A 17915-nucleotide genomic window follows, 5' to 3' on the forward strand; every position below is an offset into this window, starting at 1 on the left:
GCGCGGGCGCCGGGCGGGCGCCGCGCGCTCCGCGCTTCCCTTCCCTTTACCTTTACTACCCTTCGATCCTGCGCTCTCCTTCTTGGTTGTCGCTGCGGATCTTGCCCTCTTCGAGCAGGAAATCGATAAAGGCGCGGACCTTGGTCGGCAGGAACTTGCGACTCGGGTAGACCACGCTGATATCGCGCTTGGGCAACTGGTACTGCGGCAGGATGTGCGTCAGCCGCCCCGCCTCGATATTGGGGCGCGCCAGGTAGGACGACAGCATCGCCACACCCATGTCGGCCAGTGCCGCCTGGTGCGCCAACTCGGCATTGCTGCACAGCAGGCCCGGGCGGATCGGCACCGTCACCTCGCCCTCCGGGCCCGACAGCGTCCATTCATGCTCAGCGGTGGGGATGCGCATCGCGATGCAGCGGTGGTTGGTCAGCTCGTGCGCGTGGCGCAGCGGCGGGTGCTGGCGCAGGTAGCCTGGCGAGGCGCACAGGATGATCTCGGCAGAGATCAGCGGGCGTGCCACCAGGTGCGAACCCAGCCCCAGGTCCGACAGCACTACGCCCACGTCGCGGCCCTCTTCCACGATATCGACGATACGGTCCGATAGCAGCACGTCGAACACCACTTCCGGGTACAGGGCCTGGAAGCGCGCCAGCGTGTCCGGCAGCAAGTGCAGCCCGAACATCACCGGCGTGACCAGCCGCAGCGTGCCGGAGAGCGACTGGCTGCGCGCCGTCACCACGGCCTCGGCCTCCTCCACGTCCTCCAGGATCTGCTGGCAACGCTGCAGGTAGGTCTCCCCGGCGTCGGTCAGCGACAGGCTGCGGGTGGTGCGGTTCAGCAACCGCGTGCCAAGGTGGCTCTCCAGGTCGGCCACATAGCGCGTGACTACCGCATTGGACATTTCCAATTGTTGCGCCGCACGAGCAAAGCTGCCCAGTTCGACCACTTTGGAAAAGACGCGCATCGATTGCAGCCGGTCCATGACATAGTCTCCAGTCTTGCCCGCGAATTTTTACGGAAAGTGGGTTATTTATTGTTGAAACTACAACTAATCATTGTCGGCGGCAATATTTATTCATATCAGGGAAATGCCTAATATGACGCCATCGGATGCCGCATTGCAGCGAAGGCTGCTGAGAAGACTAGGTGTCCTGCCTGTGGAAAGGATTCAATCATGAAAAGCCAACGTTTCGCCCTGATCGCCGCTGCCGCCACGCTCGCAGCCACCCTGACCGCCGCCCCCGCCTTTGCCAAGGCCGGCAAGTTCGACCCGTACACCGATGGCGCCCGCGCCACCCAGACCTCGGTCTATAGCAACGGCGGCAAGGCTGGCAAGTTCGACAGCTTCACCGACGGCGCCCGTGCCGGCAAGTTTGACGCGTTCACGGACGGTGCCCGCGTTGGCAAGTTCGACCCGTACACCGACGGCGCCAAGGCCGGCAAGTTCGACGTATTCAGCGACGGCGCCGCCACCCTGTAATTCAGGCGTCCTGTCGGCGGGAACCGCGTCTTGTGGCGGTTCCACCCCTTTTCGGCTGATCTCCACAGGCCGACGGGGAGGGTGCGAAAGTGCCTTCTCCGTACTTACTGGAGGACACGCCCGTACCACGCCGGTACGGGCGTGTTTGTTTTGGGGCGCCGCTTTTGCTGTGCATGCATACGGGTGTTGGGTGATGCATGATACCCCCGGCGAGGTTTTCGGGCTGCGTCGTCGCATAAATCACGGCAATCACGGCATAAAAAAACGGGCCAGTCATGGCCCGTTCTTGTTGCCGGCATCGCAGGCCGGCTGCCGGCGGGCGGGGGATGATCCCCGCCTGCGCCAGGCAGATCAGTCGTCGTGATGGTGGTGGCCACGGCCGTGCTTGCGCTTGTAGCCGCTGCGGTAGTAGCGGTCATCGCGGTAGCCGCGGCCGCGTTCGTCCGCGTAGGAGTTGCTGCGCGAGACGTTGCCGCCCAGCGCCGCGCCTGCACCGCCGCCAACCGCTGCCCCCAACAGGCCGCCGGTGCGCCCGCCCATGGCGTTGCCCGCTGCCGTGCCTGCGCCGCCGCCCAGCGCGCCGCCGATGATGGCGCCAGTGCGCTCGCGGCGGTTGGACGTGACCGCGCCGCCTGCGCCGCCGCCAACCGCGCCGCCGATCACCGCACCGGTCGAGCCGCCAAGCGCGCCACCGACCGCCGCGCCGGCGACACCGCCGAGTGCGCCGCCGAGGGCATTATTCATATCGCCCGCAAACACCGGCAGCGCGGATGCCGCCAGGGCGATGGCCAGGGTGAAACTGCGAACGGGATGACGAGACATGTTCTTCTTCCTTGGGTTGAGCAACTGTGACGCAAGTGTAGAGATGTAGCCGCGAGCTTGCTGTAACCACGTGTAAGGCCCTGTAACCGCTGCAGAAACGTAAAACGGGCCGCCAGAATTGGCGGCCCGTTCTTTAACGGCGTGAAGCGCGGAGTTACTACGGGGTTAGGACTATTGTGCGGCTACGCGCACTCGCATTTTCCCCTTGAGTGAGCCGCGTGCCACGTGCAGATCAACAACATTTTCCCTGTCCCCCGCCGTAGCGGGCCTCCTGCCGTTCGCGAAAGAACGCCTCGTAGGTCATGGGCTCGCGGTCGGGGTGGGTGGCCTCCATGTGCGCCACATAGGTCTGGTAATCCGGCAAACCCACCATCAGGCGCAGGGACTGGCCCAGGTAGCGTCCCATGGTTCCAAGTTGCTCAAGCATGATGGATCTCCTGTTCTCGGGTCAGCGCTGGCCGGTGGCCAGCGCACGCATTCAATGCTGCGCCGAAGCCGAAGCCGGCATCGGTTCAAACGGCGTTTCGCGGTCGGTCGGCCGGTTTTCCGCGCGGGCCTTCATCGCAGTCTTGAAACCGTAGAACACGATCGACAGCACCACGAACATGAACAACGCGCATAGCCCGGCATCCAGGTAGTCGTTGAAGACGATGCGGTGCATCTGCTCCATCGACTTGGCCGGGGCCAGCACCTTGCCCTGGGCGATGGCGTCGCTGAACTTGGCCGCGTGGGTCAGGAAGCTGACCTTGGGATCGGCGTCGAACAGTTTTTGCCAGCCAGCGGTCAGCGTGCAGATCAGCAGCCAGATGGTGGGCACCAGGGTGACCCAGGCGTACTGCCCGCGCTTCATCTTGACCAGCACGCAGGTACCGAGCACCAGCGCCACCGCGGCCAGCATCTGGTTGGAGATGCCGAACAGCGGCCACAGCGTGTTGATGCCGCCAAGCGGGTCGACCACGCCCTGGTACAGGAAGTAGCCCCAGAACGATACGGTCAGCGCGGTGGCGATCAGGTTGGCCGGCAGCGAGTCGGTGCGGCGGAACGAGGGCACGAAGCTGCCCAGCMGGTCCTGCAGCATGAAGCGCCCGGCGCGGGTGCCCGCGTCCACCGCGGTCAGGATGAACAGCGCCTCGAACAGGATGGCGAAGTGGTACCAGAAGGCCATCATGGCCTGGCCGCCCACCACCTGGTGCAGGATGTGGGCAATCCCCACCGCCAGCGTCGGTGCGCCGCCGGCGCGCGAGATGATGGAGTTCTCGCCAACGTCCTTGGCGGTCTGGATCAGCACATCCGGCGTGATCACGAAGCCCCAGCCCGAAACCACCTGGGCCACCGATTCCGGCGAGGTGCCGATCACGGCTGCCGGGCTGTTCATGGCGAAATACACACCCGGCTCGATCACCGAGGCCGCGACCAGCGCCATGATGGCGACGAACGATTCGGCCAGCATCGCGCCGTAGCCGATAAAGCGCATATGCGCTTCGCTCTCAAGCAGCTTGGGCGTGGTGCCCGAGGAGATCAGCGCGTGGAAGCCCGACACCGCGCCGCAGGCGATGGTGATGAAGAGGAACGGGAACAGGTTGCCCGACCACACCGGGCCGCCGCCCTTGGCGAACTGGGTGAACGCCGGCATCTTCAACTCCGGCGCCACGATCAGGATGCCGATGGCCAGCGCGATGATGGTACCGATCTTCAGGAAAGTGGAGAGATAGTCGCGCGGGGCCAGCAGCAGCCACACCGGCAGCACGGCAGCGATAAAGCCGTAGATGATCAGCATCCACGTCAGCGCCTTGCCGTCGTAGGTAAACAGCGGCGCGAGCACGGCGCTCTCATGCACGTACTGGCCACCGATGATGGCCAGCATCAGCAGCACGAAGCCGATCACCGACACCTCGCCGATGCGGCCCGGGCGGATGTAGCGCGTGTAGATGCCCATGAAGAGGGCGATAGGAATCGTCACCCCCACCGTGAACGTGCCCCAGGGCGAGCCCGCCAGCGCCTTCACCACGATCAGCGCCAGCACCGCCAGGATGATGATCATGATCATGAAGCAGCCGAACAACGCGATCATGCCTGGCACCGTGCCCATCTCGGACTTGATCAGGTCGCCCAGCGAGCGGCCGTCGCGGCGCGTGGAGATGAACAGCACCATGAAGTCCTGCACTGCCCCGGCAAACACCACGCCCGCCAGGATCCACAGCATGCCGGGCATATAGCCCATCTGCGCGGCCAGCACGGGACCCACCAGCGGGCCGGCGCCGGCAATGGCGGCAAAGTGGTGGCCGAACAGCACGGCCTTGTTGGTCGGCACGTAGTCCAGCCCGTCGTTATGCCGCCAGGCCGGCGTCATGCGCTTGGGGTCGAGCTGCATCACCTTCTCGGCGATGAACTTGCTGTAGTAGCGGTAGGCGATCAGATAGATACAGATCGCGGCGACCACGATCCACAAGGCACTGACGGCTTCGCCGCGAGACAGTGCAACGGTGGCAAAGGCGAAGGCGCCAAGGATGGCGACGGCCAGCCACACCAGGTGTTGCCCGATGCGATTCATGATGAGGGTCTCCTCAGACCATTTTTAGGAATGCCGGCGGCGGCAGGTGCCGGAAGCAAGGGGGGCACCTGGGCGGCGTCCCCTGGTGGCGGCGGGCGGAGGGGTGGGTGGCGGGATGGTCCCAGCCATGTCTCCGTCGACGCCCGGTATGTCTCGCAAGATCCGGATCTGGTCGTCGCAGGCGGGCGATGCAAACAGCATTGACGCTAGCCGCACCCACTGCGCAGGACGCATGCATGACGCCGCTTGAGCGGCGCGCGCGCGTCCGGCGTGTAGTATTGACACCCGTCCCTGGCGGCACAAGCGCGGAACTACGCAGCGATGCTGCGTGTTACTACGTAGATCGACGCTCGCATGCCGCTTGCGCGTCATCCGTGTTTACCCCGGTCCCGATGAAACTCCGTCAGAAAATCCTGTTATTGGCCGTCGCGCCGCTCGCCGTGGCCATGTTCGGCATCGCGCTGGCCGTGCGTTACCAGGCCACCCAGCTGGCAAGCCACGAGCGCGCCCTGGTCGAGGCGGCCTACCTGCAGAGCAAGGAAGTCGAGCTGCGTCACTACGTAGAACTGGCACAAAGCGCGATCGCGCCGATGGTGCGCTCGGGCCACAACGATGCGGCCACCCGTGACGCCGCCATGCAGGCCTTGGCGCGCCTGGACTACGGCCCCGACGGCTACTTCTTCCTCTATGACCTGCAAGGCCGCAATCTGATGCACCCGCGCCAGCCCGAGCTGGTCGGACAGGATTTGTGGAGCCTGCGGGACCCGCAGGGCGCGCTCACCATCCAGAAGCTGATCGCCGCGGCCCGTTCCGGCGGCGGGTCGGTGCGCTATATGTGGAAAAAGCCCTCCTCGCGGCAACTGGCCCCCAAGCTGGGTTACGTGGTCGCCGTGCCGGAGTGGAACTGGATGCTGGGCACCGGCATCTATCTCGACGACGTGGAGCGCACCCTGCGCCAGCTCGATGCGCGGGCGGAGACCGATATCCGCGAAACCATGGCGTGGATCGGCGTGATTGCCGCGATCAGCATCCTGCTGGTGGCCGCCAGCGGACTGGCGCTCAATGTGAGCGAGCACCGCGAGGCCGACGCCAAGCTGCGGCAGCTGGCCCAGCGCGTGGTGCAGTCGCAGGAAGAGGAGCGCGCGCGGCTGTCGCGCGAGCTGCACGATGGCATCAGCCAGCTGCTGGTGTCGGTCAAGCTGCTGCTGGAGACGGCCGCCAACCGCCTGCGCATGGCCCCGGACCAGGGCCAGTCGGTTGCGCCCGTGCTCGGCACGGCGCTGGTCCGCCTGGATACGGTCTTCAACGAGGTGCGCCGGGTGGCGCGCAACCTGCGCCCCGCTCTGCTTGACGACCTTGGCCTGTTCGCCGCGCTGGAGCACCTGGCACGCGAGATGCAGGAAGGCAGCGGGCTGCAGATTTCCGTGTCGCACACGGGCAAGCCGCGCGAACTTGCCGACGAGCAGGCCACAGCCCTCTATCGCATCGCCCAGGAGGCCCTGACCAATGTGGAGCGGCATGCGCATGCGCGCCATGTCACGCTGATGCTGGCGTTCGATGCCAACGCTACCCGGCTGACCGTGCAGGATGACGGCGCCGGCTTCGACGTAGCGCGCATGCAGCTCGATCCGAAGCGCGGCATCGGCCTGCGCAACCTGCGCGAGCGCATTGCCGCGCTGGGCGGCGAGTTCGATATCGTCTCCGGGCCGGGCTCGACCCGGCTGAGCGCAGCGGTGCCGGTGGTGCCGGCACCGTCGGCCGCACGCCACCACCCGGATTCGCCAGATTCGCCAGATTTACGAGGAAACCCCCACTCATGACCCCCGCCCCCGCCCGCGTCCTGTTGATCGACGACCATGCGCTGGTGCGCGACGGCATGCGCATGCGCCTTGCCCTGCAGCCCGAGCTTGCGGTGGTGGGCGAAGCCGACGACGGCGAGGCCGCGCTGGCTTGGCTGGCGCGGGCCAGCGCCGAGCACATGCCTGAGCTGGTCATCACCGATATCGGCATGCGAGGCATGGGCGGCATCGCGCTGGCCGCCGCGCTGCATGAGGACTATCCGGAGCTGGCCGTGCTGATCGTGTCGATGCACGACAACCTCGAATACGTGCGCCAGGCGATCCGCGCCGGCGCGCGCGGCTATGTGCTCAAGGATGCGCCCGCCGACGAGCTGATGGCTGCCATTGCCGCGGTGCTGGCCGGCCGCGTCTTCTACAGCGCCCGCATCGCCCGCAGCATGGCCGAGCAAACCCCGGCCGCCGGGCCGCTCGATGCGCTCACCCCGCGCGAGCGCGACATCTTCAACTGCATCGGCCGCGGCCAGGCCAACAAGGACATTGCCGCCGCGCTGGGCGTTTCGGTGCGCACCATCGAGACCCACCGGCTCAACCTGCGGCGCAAGCTGGGCATCGAAGGCCGCGCGGAGCTGGTGAAGTTCGCCGTGGAGCAAGGCAGCACGGAGGGCGGCCCGAGCGGGTCCCAATGAAAAAAGCCCACCCCTGTTAACGGAGTGGGCGTGTGGCTTTGGCCTGTTCGACGGCTTCGGCTGGTGTGCCTGTTATTTAGGCAGCAAGACGCTTGGCCAGCGCGGCCTTGGCATCCACCAGGGCTTGCGGCAGGTTGTGCTTGAGTTGCGTGAACAGCTCCTCATGCAGCGCCAGTTCCTGTTGCCAGGCGGCGTGGTCGATCGAGGTGACCTGCTCGAACTGCTGCTTGGTGAAGTCCAGGCCTTCCCAGTTCAGGTCCTCGAAGCTGGGCGAGGTGCCGAACACGTGGTCGGTGCCCTTGCCACGGCCTTCGACGCGGTCGATCATCCACGACAGCACGCGCATGTTCTCGCCAAAGCCCGGCCACACGAAGTTGCCGGCTTCATCCTTGCGGAACCAGTTGACACAGTAGATGCCCGGCAGCTTGGCGCCGGACGCTTCCAGCTTCTTGCCCAGCGCCAGCCAGTGGCCGAAGTAGTCGCTCATGTTGTAGCCGCAGAACGGCAGCATGGCGAACGGGTCGCGGCGCACCACGCCTTGCTGGCCAGCAGCGGCGGCGGTGGTTTCCGAGCCCATGGTGGCGGCCATGTAGACGCCTTCGGTCCAGTTGCGCGCCTCGGTCACCAGCGGCACGGTGGTGGAGCGGCGGCCGCCGAAGATGAACGCGTCGATGGCGACGCCAGCGGGGTTGTCCCAGTTATCGTCGATCGACGGGCACTGCACGGCCGGGGCGGTGAAGCGGGCGTTGGGGTGGGCAGCCTTGGCGCCGGTTTCCTTGGCGATGGCCGGGGTCCAGTCCTTGCCCTGCCAGTCGATCAGGTGCGCCGGGGCTTCCTTGCTCATGCCTTCCCACCACACGTCGCCGTCATCGGTCAGCGCCACGTTGGTGAAGATGACGTTTTCCTTCAGGGTAGCCATCGCGTTGAAGTTGGTCTTCTCGCTGGTGCCCGGGGCCACGCCGAAGTAGCCGGCTTCCGGGTTGATGGCGTACAGGCGGCCGTCCTGGCCCGGCTTGATCCAGGCGATGTCGTCGCCGATGGTGGTGACCTTCCAGCCTTCGAAGCCCTTGGGCGGGATCAGCATGGCGAAGTTGGTCTTGCCGCAGGCCGACGGGAACGCGGCGGCCACGTGGTACTTCTTGCCTTCCGGCGAGGTCACGCCCAGGATCAGCATGTGCTCGGCCAGCCAGCCCTCGTCGCGGCCCATGGTCGAGGCGATGCGCAGCGCGAAGCACTTCTTGSCSAGSAKSGCGTTGCCGCCGTAGCCCGAGCCGTACGACCAGATTTCGCGTGTTTCCGGGAAATGGACGATGTACTTGGTCGGGTTGCACGGCCAGGCCACGTCTTTCTCGCCGGCAGCCAGCGGCTTGCCCACGGTGTGCACGCACGGCACGAACTCGCCATCGGTGCCCAGCACGTCGAACACGGCGCGGCCCATGCGGGTCATGATGCGCATATTGACGGCAACGTACGGCGAATCCGACAGTTCCACGCCAATGTGGGCGATCGGCGAGCCCAGCGGGCCCATCGAGAACGGCACCACGTACAGCGTGCGGCCGCGCATGCAGCCGTCGAACAGGCCGGACAGCGTCTGGCGCATTTCAGCCGGGGCGGTCCAGTTGTTGGTGGCGCCGGCGTCTTCCTTCTTCTGCGAGCAGATGAAGGTGCGGTCTTCCACGCGCGCCACGTCGGATGGGTCGGACAGTGCCAGGAACGAGTTCTTGCGCTTGGCCGGGTTCAGGCGCTTCATGGTGCCGGCGGCGACCATCTGCTCGCACAGGCGGTCGTACTCTTCCTGCGAGCCGTCGCACCAGTAGATACTGTCGGGTTTGGCGAGGGCCGCGAACTCGGCCACCCAGGCGACCAGCTTCTGGTGCTTGACCCAGGCCGGTACGTTGAGTGCGGGCGTGCCCTGCATGGTGGGGTGGTTCATACTGCTACTCCAAAGCGTAAAGGAAATCTTGCAAAGCCAGGCCGGTTGCCGCGGCCGGGAGACGGCTGGCAGCGGCCCCACGACCTGGGCAGACCGCGGCAATTCGCCACTGGTTCCGCACCGGGCCGCGTAGGGCGGCTCTGACCAGGATCGTCACATCCCGTTACAACTGCACAGCGACCGGAACTGCGCAAAAGGTCGCGACAGGCCCCGCGGCTGCGCTACAGTTGCGCTTCGCCTTTGGCAGGGCCGGGCAGGCTTTGTCCGGCGCGGCTCGGGTGACGGGAGCACGGCTCGACCGACAATCTGGGGCGGCACCGGAACCGGCAAGGATACCACCGCCGCACGCCGCTGTTTTTTGCTCCGCAGCAATGTTTGTGCGCGATTCCGGGCCATGCCGTATTGTCTCGTCTGCCTGTCCGTCGGCTCACTTTCGTGTCGAGTGGGATTGTTCCCGCCGCGTGCGGCATTCGGTGCGGTGTCGGGCGGCAGATGCTAAAACTATAACGTTGATGGGTGCGCCTCAATGTGGGTGTGCGCACCTTGCGATAGCCAAAATAGAGTTTCCGATGAAGATTGCCGTACTCGACGACTATCAGGATGCCGTTCGCAAGCTGTCGTGCTTCAGCCTGCTCGATAGCCATGACGTCAAGGTGTTCAACAACACCGTCAAGGGCGTTGGCCAGCTGGCGGCACGCCTGTCCGACGTGGAAGCCGTGGTGCTTATCCGCGAACGGTCGCGCATCACCCGGCAACTGCTGGAAAAACTCCCCAAGCTCAAGATCATCAGCCAGACCGGGCGCGTTGGCGGCCATGTGGATGTCGAGGCCTGTACGGAGCGCGGCGTGGCGGTGCTGGAAGGCGCCGGCTCGCCCGTGGCCCCGGCCGAGCTCACCTGGGCCTTGATCATGGCGGCCCAGCGCCGCATTCCCCAGTACGTGGCCAGCCTCAAGCACGGCGCCTGGCAGCAGTCCGGGCTCAAGTCCACCACCATGCCGCCCAACTTCGGCCTGGGCCAGGTGCTGCGCGGGCAGACGCTCGGGATCTGGGGCTACGGCAAGATCGGCAAGCTGCTGGCGGGCTACGGCCGGGCCTTCGGCATGAATGTGCTGGTATGGGGACGCGAGAACTCGCAGAATGCCGCGCGCGAGGACGGCCTGGCCGTGGCCGAGTCGCAGGAGCAATTGTTTACCGACAGCGACGTGCTGTCGCTGCACCTGCGCCTGAATGACGAGACCCGCGGGCTGGTCAAGCTGGCCGACTTCTCCCGCATGAAGCCCACCGCGCTGTTCGTCAACACCAGCCGCGCCGAGCTGGTCGAGGAAAACGCCCTGCTGGCCGCGCTCAACCGCGGACGTCCCGGCATGGCGGCGGTCGATGTGTTCGAGTCCGAGCCCATCCTGCAGGGCCACGCCCTGCTGCGCATGGAAAACTGCATCTGCACGCCGCACTTGGGCTATGTCGAACGCGAAAGCTATGAGATGTACTTCCGCATCGCCTTCCAGAACATCCTCGATGTGCTGAGCGGCAAGCATGACAGCATCGCCAATCCCAAGGCGCTGACCCCGGCGCTGTCGCGCTAAGCGCTGGCCCGCAGGCGCCCACCCGCCGGCCCCCTCGCCGGCGAGTGCGCTACGCGCAACGCGAACCGGGCAAAACCGCTACACTCGGACTTCCCGCGCGGCCTCTGGCCGCGTTTTTCGTCCCCCCCTTCTCCGCCCCCGTCGCCATGGATCCCAGGCTCGTGATGCTGTGCCTTGGCAATTTTGTCATCGGTACCGGCGCGATGATCGTCACCGGCATGCTCAACGACATTGCCGGCGATTTCCAGCTCGGGGCCGGCACCGCAGGCCAGTTGATCTCCGTGTTCGCGCTGGCGACCTGCGTCGGCGCGCCCTTGTTCGCCACGCTCGGCTCGCGCATCGACCGCCGGCTGCTGCTGGCGGGCTCATTGCTGGTCTATGCCGCGATGCACCTGGCCGCGGCTTTTGCGCCGAGCTTTGCCAGCCTGATGGCGATCCGCTTCCTGAGCGCGATCGGCGCGGCCATCTTCACCCCGCAAGCCGCCGCCACCCTGCCGTTGCTGGTCAACGCGCAGACGCGCGGGCGCGCCATCAGCTTTGTCTTCCTGGGCTGGAGCGTGGCCAGCGTGGTGGGCGTGCCAATGGGGACGTGGATTGCCAGCACGCTGGGCTGGCGCTTCAGCATGGGGCTGGTGGGTTTGCTGGCGCTGGGCGCGTCGGTGGGCGTGTGGCGGGCCTTGCCGGCGCGGCTGTATGTGGAACCGGTGGGCCGCGCGGCCTGGGGCGCGGTGCTGCGGCACACGCCGATGGTGCTGGTGGTGGCCACCACCATGATCCAGTCGGCCGGAATGTTCACGCTGTTTACTTATATTGCCCCGCTACTGCGCGACGTGCATGGCATCAGCGGCGGCACGCTCAGCCTGATGTTCCTGGCTTACGGCGCCTGCGGCGTCAGCGGCAATGTGCTGGCGGCGTCGCGCATGGACCGTGCCACGCCCGCGCGCATCGTTCAGGCCGCCATGCTGACCTCGCTGGCGGCCATGCTGCTGTGGCCGCTGGCGACACTGGGGCCGGTGGCGCTGGTGCTGATCTTCATGCTGTGGGGTGTCGGCGGCTTTGCCACCAACAGTGCGCAGCAGGCGCGGCTGGTCGCGCTGGCGCCGGAGCGCGCGGCGGTATCGATCTCGCTCAACTCGTCTTCCATCTACCTCGGCCAGGCCCTGGGCGCGATGGGCGGTGCGGCGATCTACGCGACCGCTGGCGCCGACTCCCTGCACTGGGGGGCGGCGGCGCTGATGCTGCTGGCGCTGGTGGTGTCGCAGCGGGCGCGGGTGCTGGGGCAGCGCTGGTGCCTGCGCGAGACGGCGCGGCAGCAGGCCTGAGCCAACCGACTCATCGCCCCACTGGACCGAGCAGACAAAGCAGACAAAGCAGACAAAGCGGACAAAGCGGACAAAGCGGACAAAGCGGACAAAGCGGACAAAGCCGCCAGCCGTGCGGCGCCGCACACGCGGCAGCCGCTTGATACCTCTGTTTGGAAAATCCCGGCGCTAAGATAAAGGACACAGGATCAAGGAGACGGCATGAGCACATCCATCGGCATGCGCCTCATCGCCATCAGCGTCGGCAAGGCGGTCCCGCTCGTCGTGGCGGCGGTGGGCACCGAGGCGGTGGTGATGTCCGGCATCCGCAAGCATCCGCTCAGCACCTTGCTGCACCCGCTGTCGGTGGCGGTGAGCCCGCTGGGGCTGGCGGGCGACGAACAGGCCGACCTGAGCGTGCATGGCGGCCTGGACAAGGCGGTCTACGCCTACCCGGCCGAACACTACGCCTGGTGGAACGCGCGCCGCCGGGAAGCACGGCTGCCCGAGGCCGAGAAGCCGCTCGTGCCCGGCGCCATGGGCGAAAACCTGACCCTGGAGGGCGTGCTCGAGACCGATCTGTGGGTGGGGGATCTGCTGCGCATTGGCGACGTCGTGCTCCGGGTGGAGTCGCCGCGCCAGCCCTGCTACAAGTTCAACGCCGTGATGGGCTACCGCCATGCGATCAAGCATATGGTGCAAAGCGGCTATTCCGGCATTTACCTGAGCGTGGTCACCCCCGGCGAGCTCCAGGCCGGCGCCGCGGTGATCATCGCGCCGGGACCGCGCGATGTGTCGATAGAAAGCATCAACACCCGGCAACGCAATGGCCGCCTGAAGCCGCTTTTCTGATAATGTTTGACTCTCGATACAAGCAGGCATCTTTTCGCGCTGTAATAGTTTGTAATGGCGTGGATTGCGCGGGCACTGGCCTTCAACGCCCCTGATCCTGTACTACTAGCGGTTTTCCGCAGCGCGGCACCGGTTTCCCAGAAGGCCGGGCCACCGGGGAGCGGGCGCATTTTGCGCGCACTGTCAGAGAGTCCTCACATGAAAACGAACGGGATCGACCAGGCCAAGGGCTTCGTCGACGCTAAGTGGAGTCCTTCCACGGGTACCGGCGAGGGTGTGTCGCCCTGGTTGCTCGGTGTGGTCTTGATCGCGCTGGCTGCTGGCGGATGGTTCGGCTGGCGTGCCTGGACGGCGCCCAAGCCGGCGGCCAAGGCGCCGCCCGTGGTGGTAGTGACCACTGCGGTGGTGCAGCAGGGCGACGTGCCGCTGCGGGTGACGGCCAACGGCACGGTGAGCGCGCTCGCCACGGTGGAGATCCGCCCGCAAGTGTCCAGCACCGTGCGCACCGTCCATATCAAGGAAGGCCAGACCGTCAAGCCGGGCGACCTGCTCTTCACGCTCGACACCCGCATGGACGAGGCCAACCTCGCCAAGGCCCAGGCCCAGCTGATGCGCGACCAGGCCGACCTCTCCGATGCCCGCCGCACGCTGGTGCGCAGCAATGAGTTGCTGCAGCGCAACTTCATCTCCAAGAGCGCGGTGGATACGGCCCAGGCCAAGGTCGACGGCTTCGAGGCCACCCTGCGCGCCGACCAGGCCGCCATCGAAGCCAGCCGCGTGGCGGTCAGCTACGGCGCCATCCGCGCCACCATCGGCGGGCGCACCGGCGTGATCAATATGTTCCCCGGCTCGCTGGTGATGCCCAACAGCGCCCTGCCGATGGTCACCATCGCCCAGGTGCAGCCGATTGCCGTCACCTTCACCCTGCCCGAGCGCCAGCTCGCCGCGCTGCGCGAGGCACTGCACGCCGGCCCTGTTGCCGTGACCGCGCTGCCCAACGACGGCAGCAAGACCCCCGTGACCGGCAAGATCAGCTTTGTGGACAACACGGTGGACCCGCAGTACGGCAGCATCCGCATCAAGGCGCAGTTCGACAACGACGAGCAGCGCTTGTGGCCGGGGACGTATGCCAACGTGGACGCCGTGGTGCAGACCCTGAAGAACGCGCTGTCGGTGCCGCCGCAGGCGGTGGTGACGGGGCCGGAGGGCCGCTTTGTCTACGCTGTGCAGGCGGACAACCGCGTCAAGCCGATGCCGGTGAAGGTGCAGGTCTCTACCGCCAGCGCCGCCGTGATCGATGGCGTGCCGCCCGGCACGCGCGTCGTGGTGGAAGGCGCGCAGAACCTGCGCGCCGGCAGCATGGTGCGGGAAGCGACGCCCGCGGCCAAGGCCGGCGCGGCAAGCGCTGCCGCCGCCGATGCCAACGCCAATGCCAAGCATTGAGCCCAGGGCACTGACACCATGACCCTGTCCGAGCTTTGTATCCGCCGCCCGGTGATGACGATCCTGCTGTGCCTGGCAGTCATCGTCACCGGCATTGCGCTCTACCCCACCATCCCGATCGCGGCGCTGCCGTCGTTCAACTCGCCGGTGATCCAGGTCACGGCCACCTTGCCCGGGGCCAGCCCCGAGACCATGGCGGCCTCGGTGGCGACCCAGCTGGAAAAGCAGTTCGCCACCATTCCCGGCGTGTCGGTGATCAGCTCGTCGAACACGCTCGGCAACTCCAGCATCACCATCGAGTTCAACAACGACCGCGACATCGATGCCGCGGCCGTGGACGTGCAGGCGGCGTTGTTCCGCGCGCAACGCGCGCTGCCAATCGAAATGACGGTGCCGCCGTCGTACCGCAAGGTCAACCCGGCCGATGCGCCGGTGCTGCTGCTGGCGATCAACTCGCCGGCCATGAGCCTGGCCGAGCTCAACGCCTTCGGCGACAACCTGATCTCGCCCAGCCTGGCCACCTTGCCGGGCGTGGCGCAGGTGCAGGTGTTCGGGCAAAAGCGCTTTGCCGTGCGCGTGCGCGCCCACCCGGACGCGCTTGCCGCGCGCGGCCTCACGCTGGATGAGCTGGCCACGGCGCTCAACCGCGCCAACGCCAACACGCCGGTGGGCACGCTGGACGGCGCGCGCCAGACGCTCACCATCCAGGCCAACCGCCAGCTTGCCAGCGCCGACGCGTTCCGCAACATCATCGTGGCCAGCCAGCCCAGCGGCGCGCTGGTGCGGCTGTCTGACGTGGCCGATGTGGAAGACAGCGTCGAGACCATCAAGACCGGCAGCTGGCTTAACAACGAGCGCTCGATCGTGCTGGCCGTGCTGCGCCAGCCCGATGCCAATACGGTGGCGGTGGTGGACGCCATCAAGAACGCGCTGCCGCGCCTGATCCAGCAGATGCCGGATTCGGTCAACGTGGCCGTGGTCAACGACCGCTCGCAGTCGATCCGCGAATCCATCCACGACGTGCAGTTCACGCTGGCCCTGACCGTCGGGCTGGTGGTGATGGTGATTTTCCTGTTCCTGCGCCGCGCCGCCGCCACGCTGATTCCCACCGTGTCGCTGCCGATCTCGCTGATCGGCACGGTGGCGCTGATGAAGGCCTTCGGCTACAGCCTGGACAATGTGTCGCTGCTGGCCATCACGCTCGCCGTGGGTCTGGTGGTGGACGATGCCATCGTGATGCTGGAAAACATCGTGCGCCATATCGAGGAGGGTGTGCCGCCGCTCAAAGCCGCGCTGGTCGGCTCGCGCGAGATGGGTTTCACCATCCTCTCGATCTCGATCTCGCTGGTGGCGGTGTTCATCCCCATCTTCTTCATGCCGGGCGTGATCGGCTTGCTGTTCCACGAGTTCGCGGCGGTGGTATCGCTGGCCATCCTGGTGTCGGCGCTGGTGTCGCTCACGCTGATCCCGATGTTGTGCGCGCGTTTCCTGTCGGCCGAGAACGTACCGATCGACGAGTCGCAACATGCCTATGGCGACCACGCGGATGCCGGCCATGCACCGGCCATCGTGCAGAAGCAGACCATCGGGCTGCGCTCCACCCAGTGGTTCGAGAACCTGTTCGAATTCACGCTCCACCGCTATGCGCGCGGGCTTGACTGGTGCCTGGCGCACCGCAAGTCGGTGCTGGCGGTGGCCGGCCTGACCTTCGTGCTGACCGCGGTGCTGTTCGTGATGATCCCCAAGGGCTTCTTCCCGGAAGAAGACATCGGGCAGATCCAGGTCAATGCCGAAGGCCCGCAAGACATTTCCTTCGACGCCATGGCCGAGCGCCTGCGCGATGCGGCCGAGCGCATGCGCAAGAACCCGGCGGTGCGCAGCATCGTGATCTCGATCGGTGGCGGGCCGTCCCCCGCTATCAACACGGGCCGCATGTTCGTCGAGCTCAAGCCGCTGGGCGAGCGCCCCAAGATGGCCAAGGTGGTGGAGTCCCTGCGCAAGGACGTGTCGGGCATCGCCGGCCTGGCGGTCTACTTCTCGCCGGTGCAGAACCTGCGCCTGGGCGGGCGCCAGAGCAAGAGCCGCTACCAGTACACGCTGCAAAGCGTGAAGGCCGGCCAGCTGCAGGAGTACTCCGACAAGCTGATGGGCAAGATGCGCGCCGATCCGCTGTTCCGCGATGTCACCAGCGATTCGCAGCAGTCGGGCCTGGAAGCGCAGTTGTCGATTGACCGCGACAAGGCCAACGCGCTGGGCGTGCAGATCCAGGACGTGCGCCAGGCGCTGTACTCCGCCTTTGGCGAGCGCCAGGTCTCCACCATCTACACGCCGATCGACAACTACTACGTGATCCTGCAGGCGGCCGACATCGACCGCGCCGACGAGACCGCGTTCTCCAAGATCTACGTGCGCAGCAAGACCGGGCAGATGGTGCCGATCTCCGCTTTCGCCACCACCGAGCGCCGGGTCGGGCCGATCGCCGTGAACCACCAGGGCCAGCTGCCCTCGGTGACGGTGTCGTTCAACCTTGCGCCCGGCGCGGCGTTGGGCGCGGCCTCGGCCAAGATCGATGCCTACAAGCAAGAGATCGCCATGCCCACCTCGATCTTCACGAGCTGGGGCGGCGACGCGGCGGTGTTCCAGTCGTCCCAGGCGACGCAGGTGCTGCTGCTGGTGGCGGCGCTCGCGGTGATCTACACGCTGCTGGGCGTGCTGTACGAGAGCTACATCCATCCGCTGACCATCCTGGCCGGGCTGCCGTCGGCGGCCGTCGGCGCGCTGCTGACGCTCTTCCTCTTCAACGTGGAGCTGTCGCTGATCGCCACCATCGGCGTGCTGATGCTGATCGGGATCGTCAAGAAGAACGCCATCATGATGATCGACTTCGCGCTGGCCGCGCAGCGCGAGCAGGGCATGGCCCCGGCGCGCGCGATCCGGCAGGCCTGCCTGCTGCGCTTCCGCCCGATCATGATGACGACCTTCGCCGCCGTGATGGGCGCGCTGCCGCTGGCGCTCGGCCTGGGCGCGGGCGCCGAGCTGCGCCAGCCGCTGGGCCTGGCGGTGGTGGGCGGCCTGCTGTTCTCGCAGGTGATCACGCTGTTCATCACCCCGGTGATCTACCTGGCGCTCGATCGGTTCTCGGGCACCGGCCCGCTGCAGATCGACGAAGAAGGCAATCGTCTGCCGGCCCTGGTGGGCGGGGAGGCTGCGCACTGAGCGTGCTGCCGTAGCAAATTGCGACGCCTCGGGGCGGTGCCGGATCGGTCGGCACCGCCCTTTTTGTTTCGGCATCGTTTCGGCATTGTTGCGGCTTCGTTGCGGCGTTGCCACTAATTGCAGCGCTTCGTGCGCAGGGGCATGAATTGTGATGACTCATGCTTTACAAATAGTTATTTATTGATAATACTTCGCATTCTCAATAACGCGTGACCGGGTTCACCGAGCCACGCCTGACCACGCGAGCGA

13 protein-coding genes are annotated in these 17915 nt (G+C 66.4%); 8 read left to right on the forward strand and 5 right to left on the reverse strand.

Annotation, left to right across the window (positions count from 1 at the left end):
• Positions 1-55 precede the first annotated feature (55 nt).
• Entirely contained in the window at positions 56-982 is a 927-nt protein-coding gene (locus AB4061_RS33315) for a LysR family transcriptional regulator (RefSeq protein ID WP_441640446.1), read from the reverse strand.
• 192 nt (positions 983-1174) lie between these two features.
• On the opposite strand from AB4061_RS33315, the gene AB4061_RS33320 reads away from it, so the two are divergent.
• The gene (locus tag AB4061_RS33320; RefSeq protein ID WP_441640447.1) at positions 1175-1480 is read left to right on the forward strand and encodes a hypothetical protein; all 306 of its coding nucleotides are present in this window, start codon (positions 1175-1177) and stop codon (positions 1478-1480) included.
• Between the two features lie 351 nt (positions 1481-1831).
• On the opposite strand, the gene AB4061_RS33325 is transcribed toward AB4061_RS33320, so the two are convergent.
• The 3 genes from AB4061_RS33325 to AB4061_RS33335 all read right to left on the reverse strand — a co-directional run bounded on the left by AB4061_RS33325 (position 1832) and on the right by AB4061_RS33335 (position 4853).
• On the reverse strand, positions 1832-2302 hold the full coding sequence (locus AB4061_RS33325) for a hypothetical protein (RefSeq protein WP_043350936.1): 471 nt from the start codon (positions 2300-2302) through the stop codon (positions 1832-1834).
• A 232-nt stretch (positions 2303-2534) separates the two neighbouring features.
• Entirely contained in the window at positions 2535-2729 is a 195-nt protein-coding gene (locus AB4061_RS33330) for a YbdD/YjiX family protein (RefSeq protein ID WP_006162283.1), read from the reverse strand.
• 51 nt (positions 2730-2780) lie between these two features.
• Complete coding sequence (locus tag AB4061_RS33335) at positions 2781-4853, reverse strand: carbon starvation CstA family protein (RefSeq protein WP_441640448.1); 2073 nt, start codon at positions 4851-4853, stop codon at positions 2781-2783.
• A 392-nt stretch (positions 4854-5245) separates the two neighbouring features.
• On the opposite strand from AB4061_RS33335, the gene AB4061_RS33340 reads away from it, so the two are divergent.
• Together AB4061_RS33340 and AB4061_RS33345 are read left to right on the forward strand one after the other, a co-directional pair.
• Positions 5246-6673: a cache domain-containing protein gene (locus AB4061_RS33340; RefSeq protein WP_441640449.1), complete on the forward strand. Its 1428-nt coding sequence runs from the start codon at positions 5246-5248 to the stop codon at positions 6671-6673.
• Positions 6670-7338 carry a response regulator gene (locus AB4061_RS33345; RefSeq protein WP_441640450.1) on the forward strand — a complete coding sequence of 223 codons (669 nt, stop codon included), beginning with the start codon at positions 6670-6672 and terminating at the stop codon, positions 7336-7338. The genes AB4061_RS33340 and AB4061_RS33345 overlap by 4 nt, the downstream gene beginning before the upstream one ends.
• 76 nt (positions 7339-7414) lie before the next feature.
• Here the strand turns inward: AB4061_RS33345 and AB4061_RS33350 are convergent, their stop codons facing one another.
• Positions 7415-9271 (reverse strand): phosphoenolpyruvate carboxykinase (GTP), encoded by a 1857-nt coding sequence (locus AB4061_RS33350; protein WP_441640451.1) that lies wholly within the window; start codon positions 9269-9271, stop codon positions 7415-7417.
• A gap of 569 nt (positions 9272-9840) precedes the next feature.
• Here AB4061_RS33350 and AB4061_RS33355 point away from each other — a divergent pair.
• From AB4061_RS33355 to AB4061_RS33375, 5 genes are all read left to right on the forward strand, one after another.
• Entirely contained in the window at positions 9841-10854 is a 1014-nt protein-coding gene (locus AB4061_RS33355) for a D-2-hydroxyacid dehydrogenase family protein (RefSeq protein ID WP_441640452.1), read from the forward strand.
• Between the two features lie 146 nt (positions 10855-11000).
• Positions 11001-12176: an MFS transporter gene (locus AB4061_RS33360; protein WP_441640453.1), complete on the forward strand. Its 1176-nt coding sequence runs from the start codon at positions 11001-11003 to the stop codon at positions 12174-12176.
• A 201-nt stretch (positions 12177-12377) separates the two neighbouring features.
• Complete coding sequence (locus AB4061_RS33365; RefSeq protein ID WP_441640454.1) at positions 12378-13007, forward strand: MOSC domain-containing protein; 630 nt, start codon at positions 12378-12380, stop codon at positions 13005-13007.
• A 198-nt stretch (positions 13008-13205) separates the two neighbouring features.
• Positions 13206-14450, forward strand: a complete 1245-nt coding sequence (locus tag AB4061_RS33370; protein ID WP_441640455.1) for an efflux RND transporter periplasmic adaptor subunit — start codon at positions 13206-13208, stop codon at positions 14448-14450.
• An 18-nt stretch (positions 14451-14468) separates the two neighbouring features.
• The gene (locus AB4061_RS33375; RefSeq protein ID WP_441640456.1) at positions 14469-17666 is read left to right on the forward strand and encodes an efflux RND transporter permease subunit; all 3198 of its coding nucleotides are present in this window, start codon (positions 14469-14471) and stop codon (positions 17664-17666) included.
• The last annotated feature ends 249 nt before the right edge of the window (positions 17667-17915 follow it).

Origin of the sequence: Cupriavidus sp. YAF13, from assembly GCF_052113425.1 — a bacterium.
Taxonomy (GTDB): domain Bacteria; phylum Pseudomonadota; class Gammaproteobacteria; order Burkholderiales; family Burkholderiaceae; genus Cupriavidus.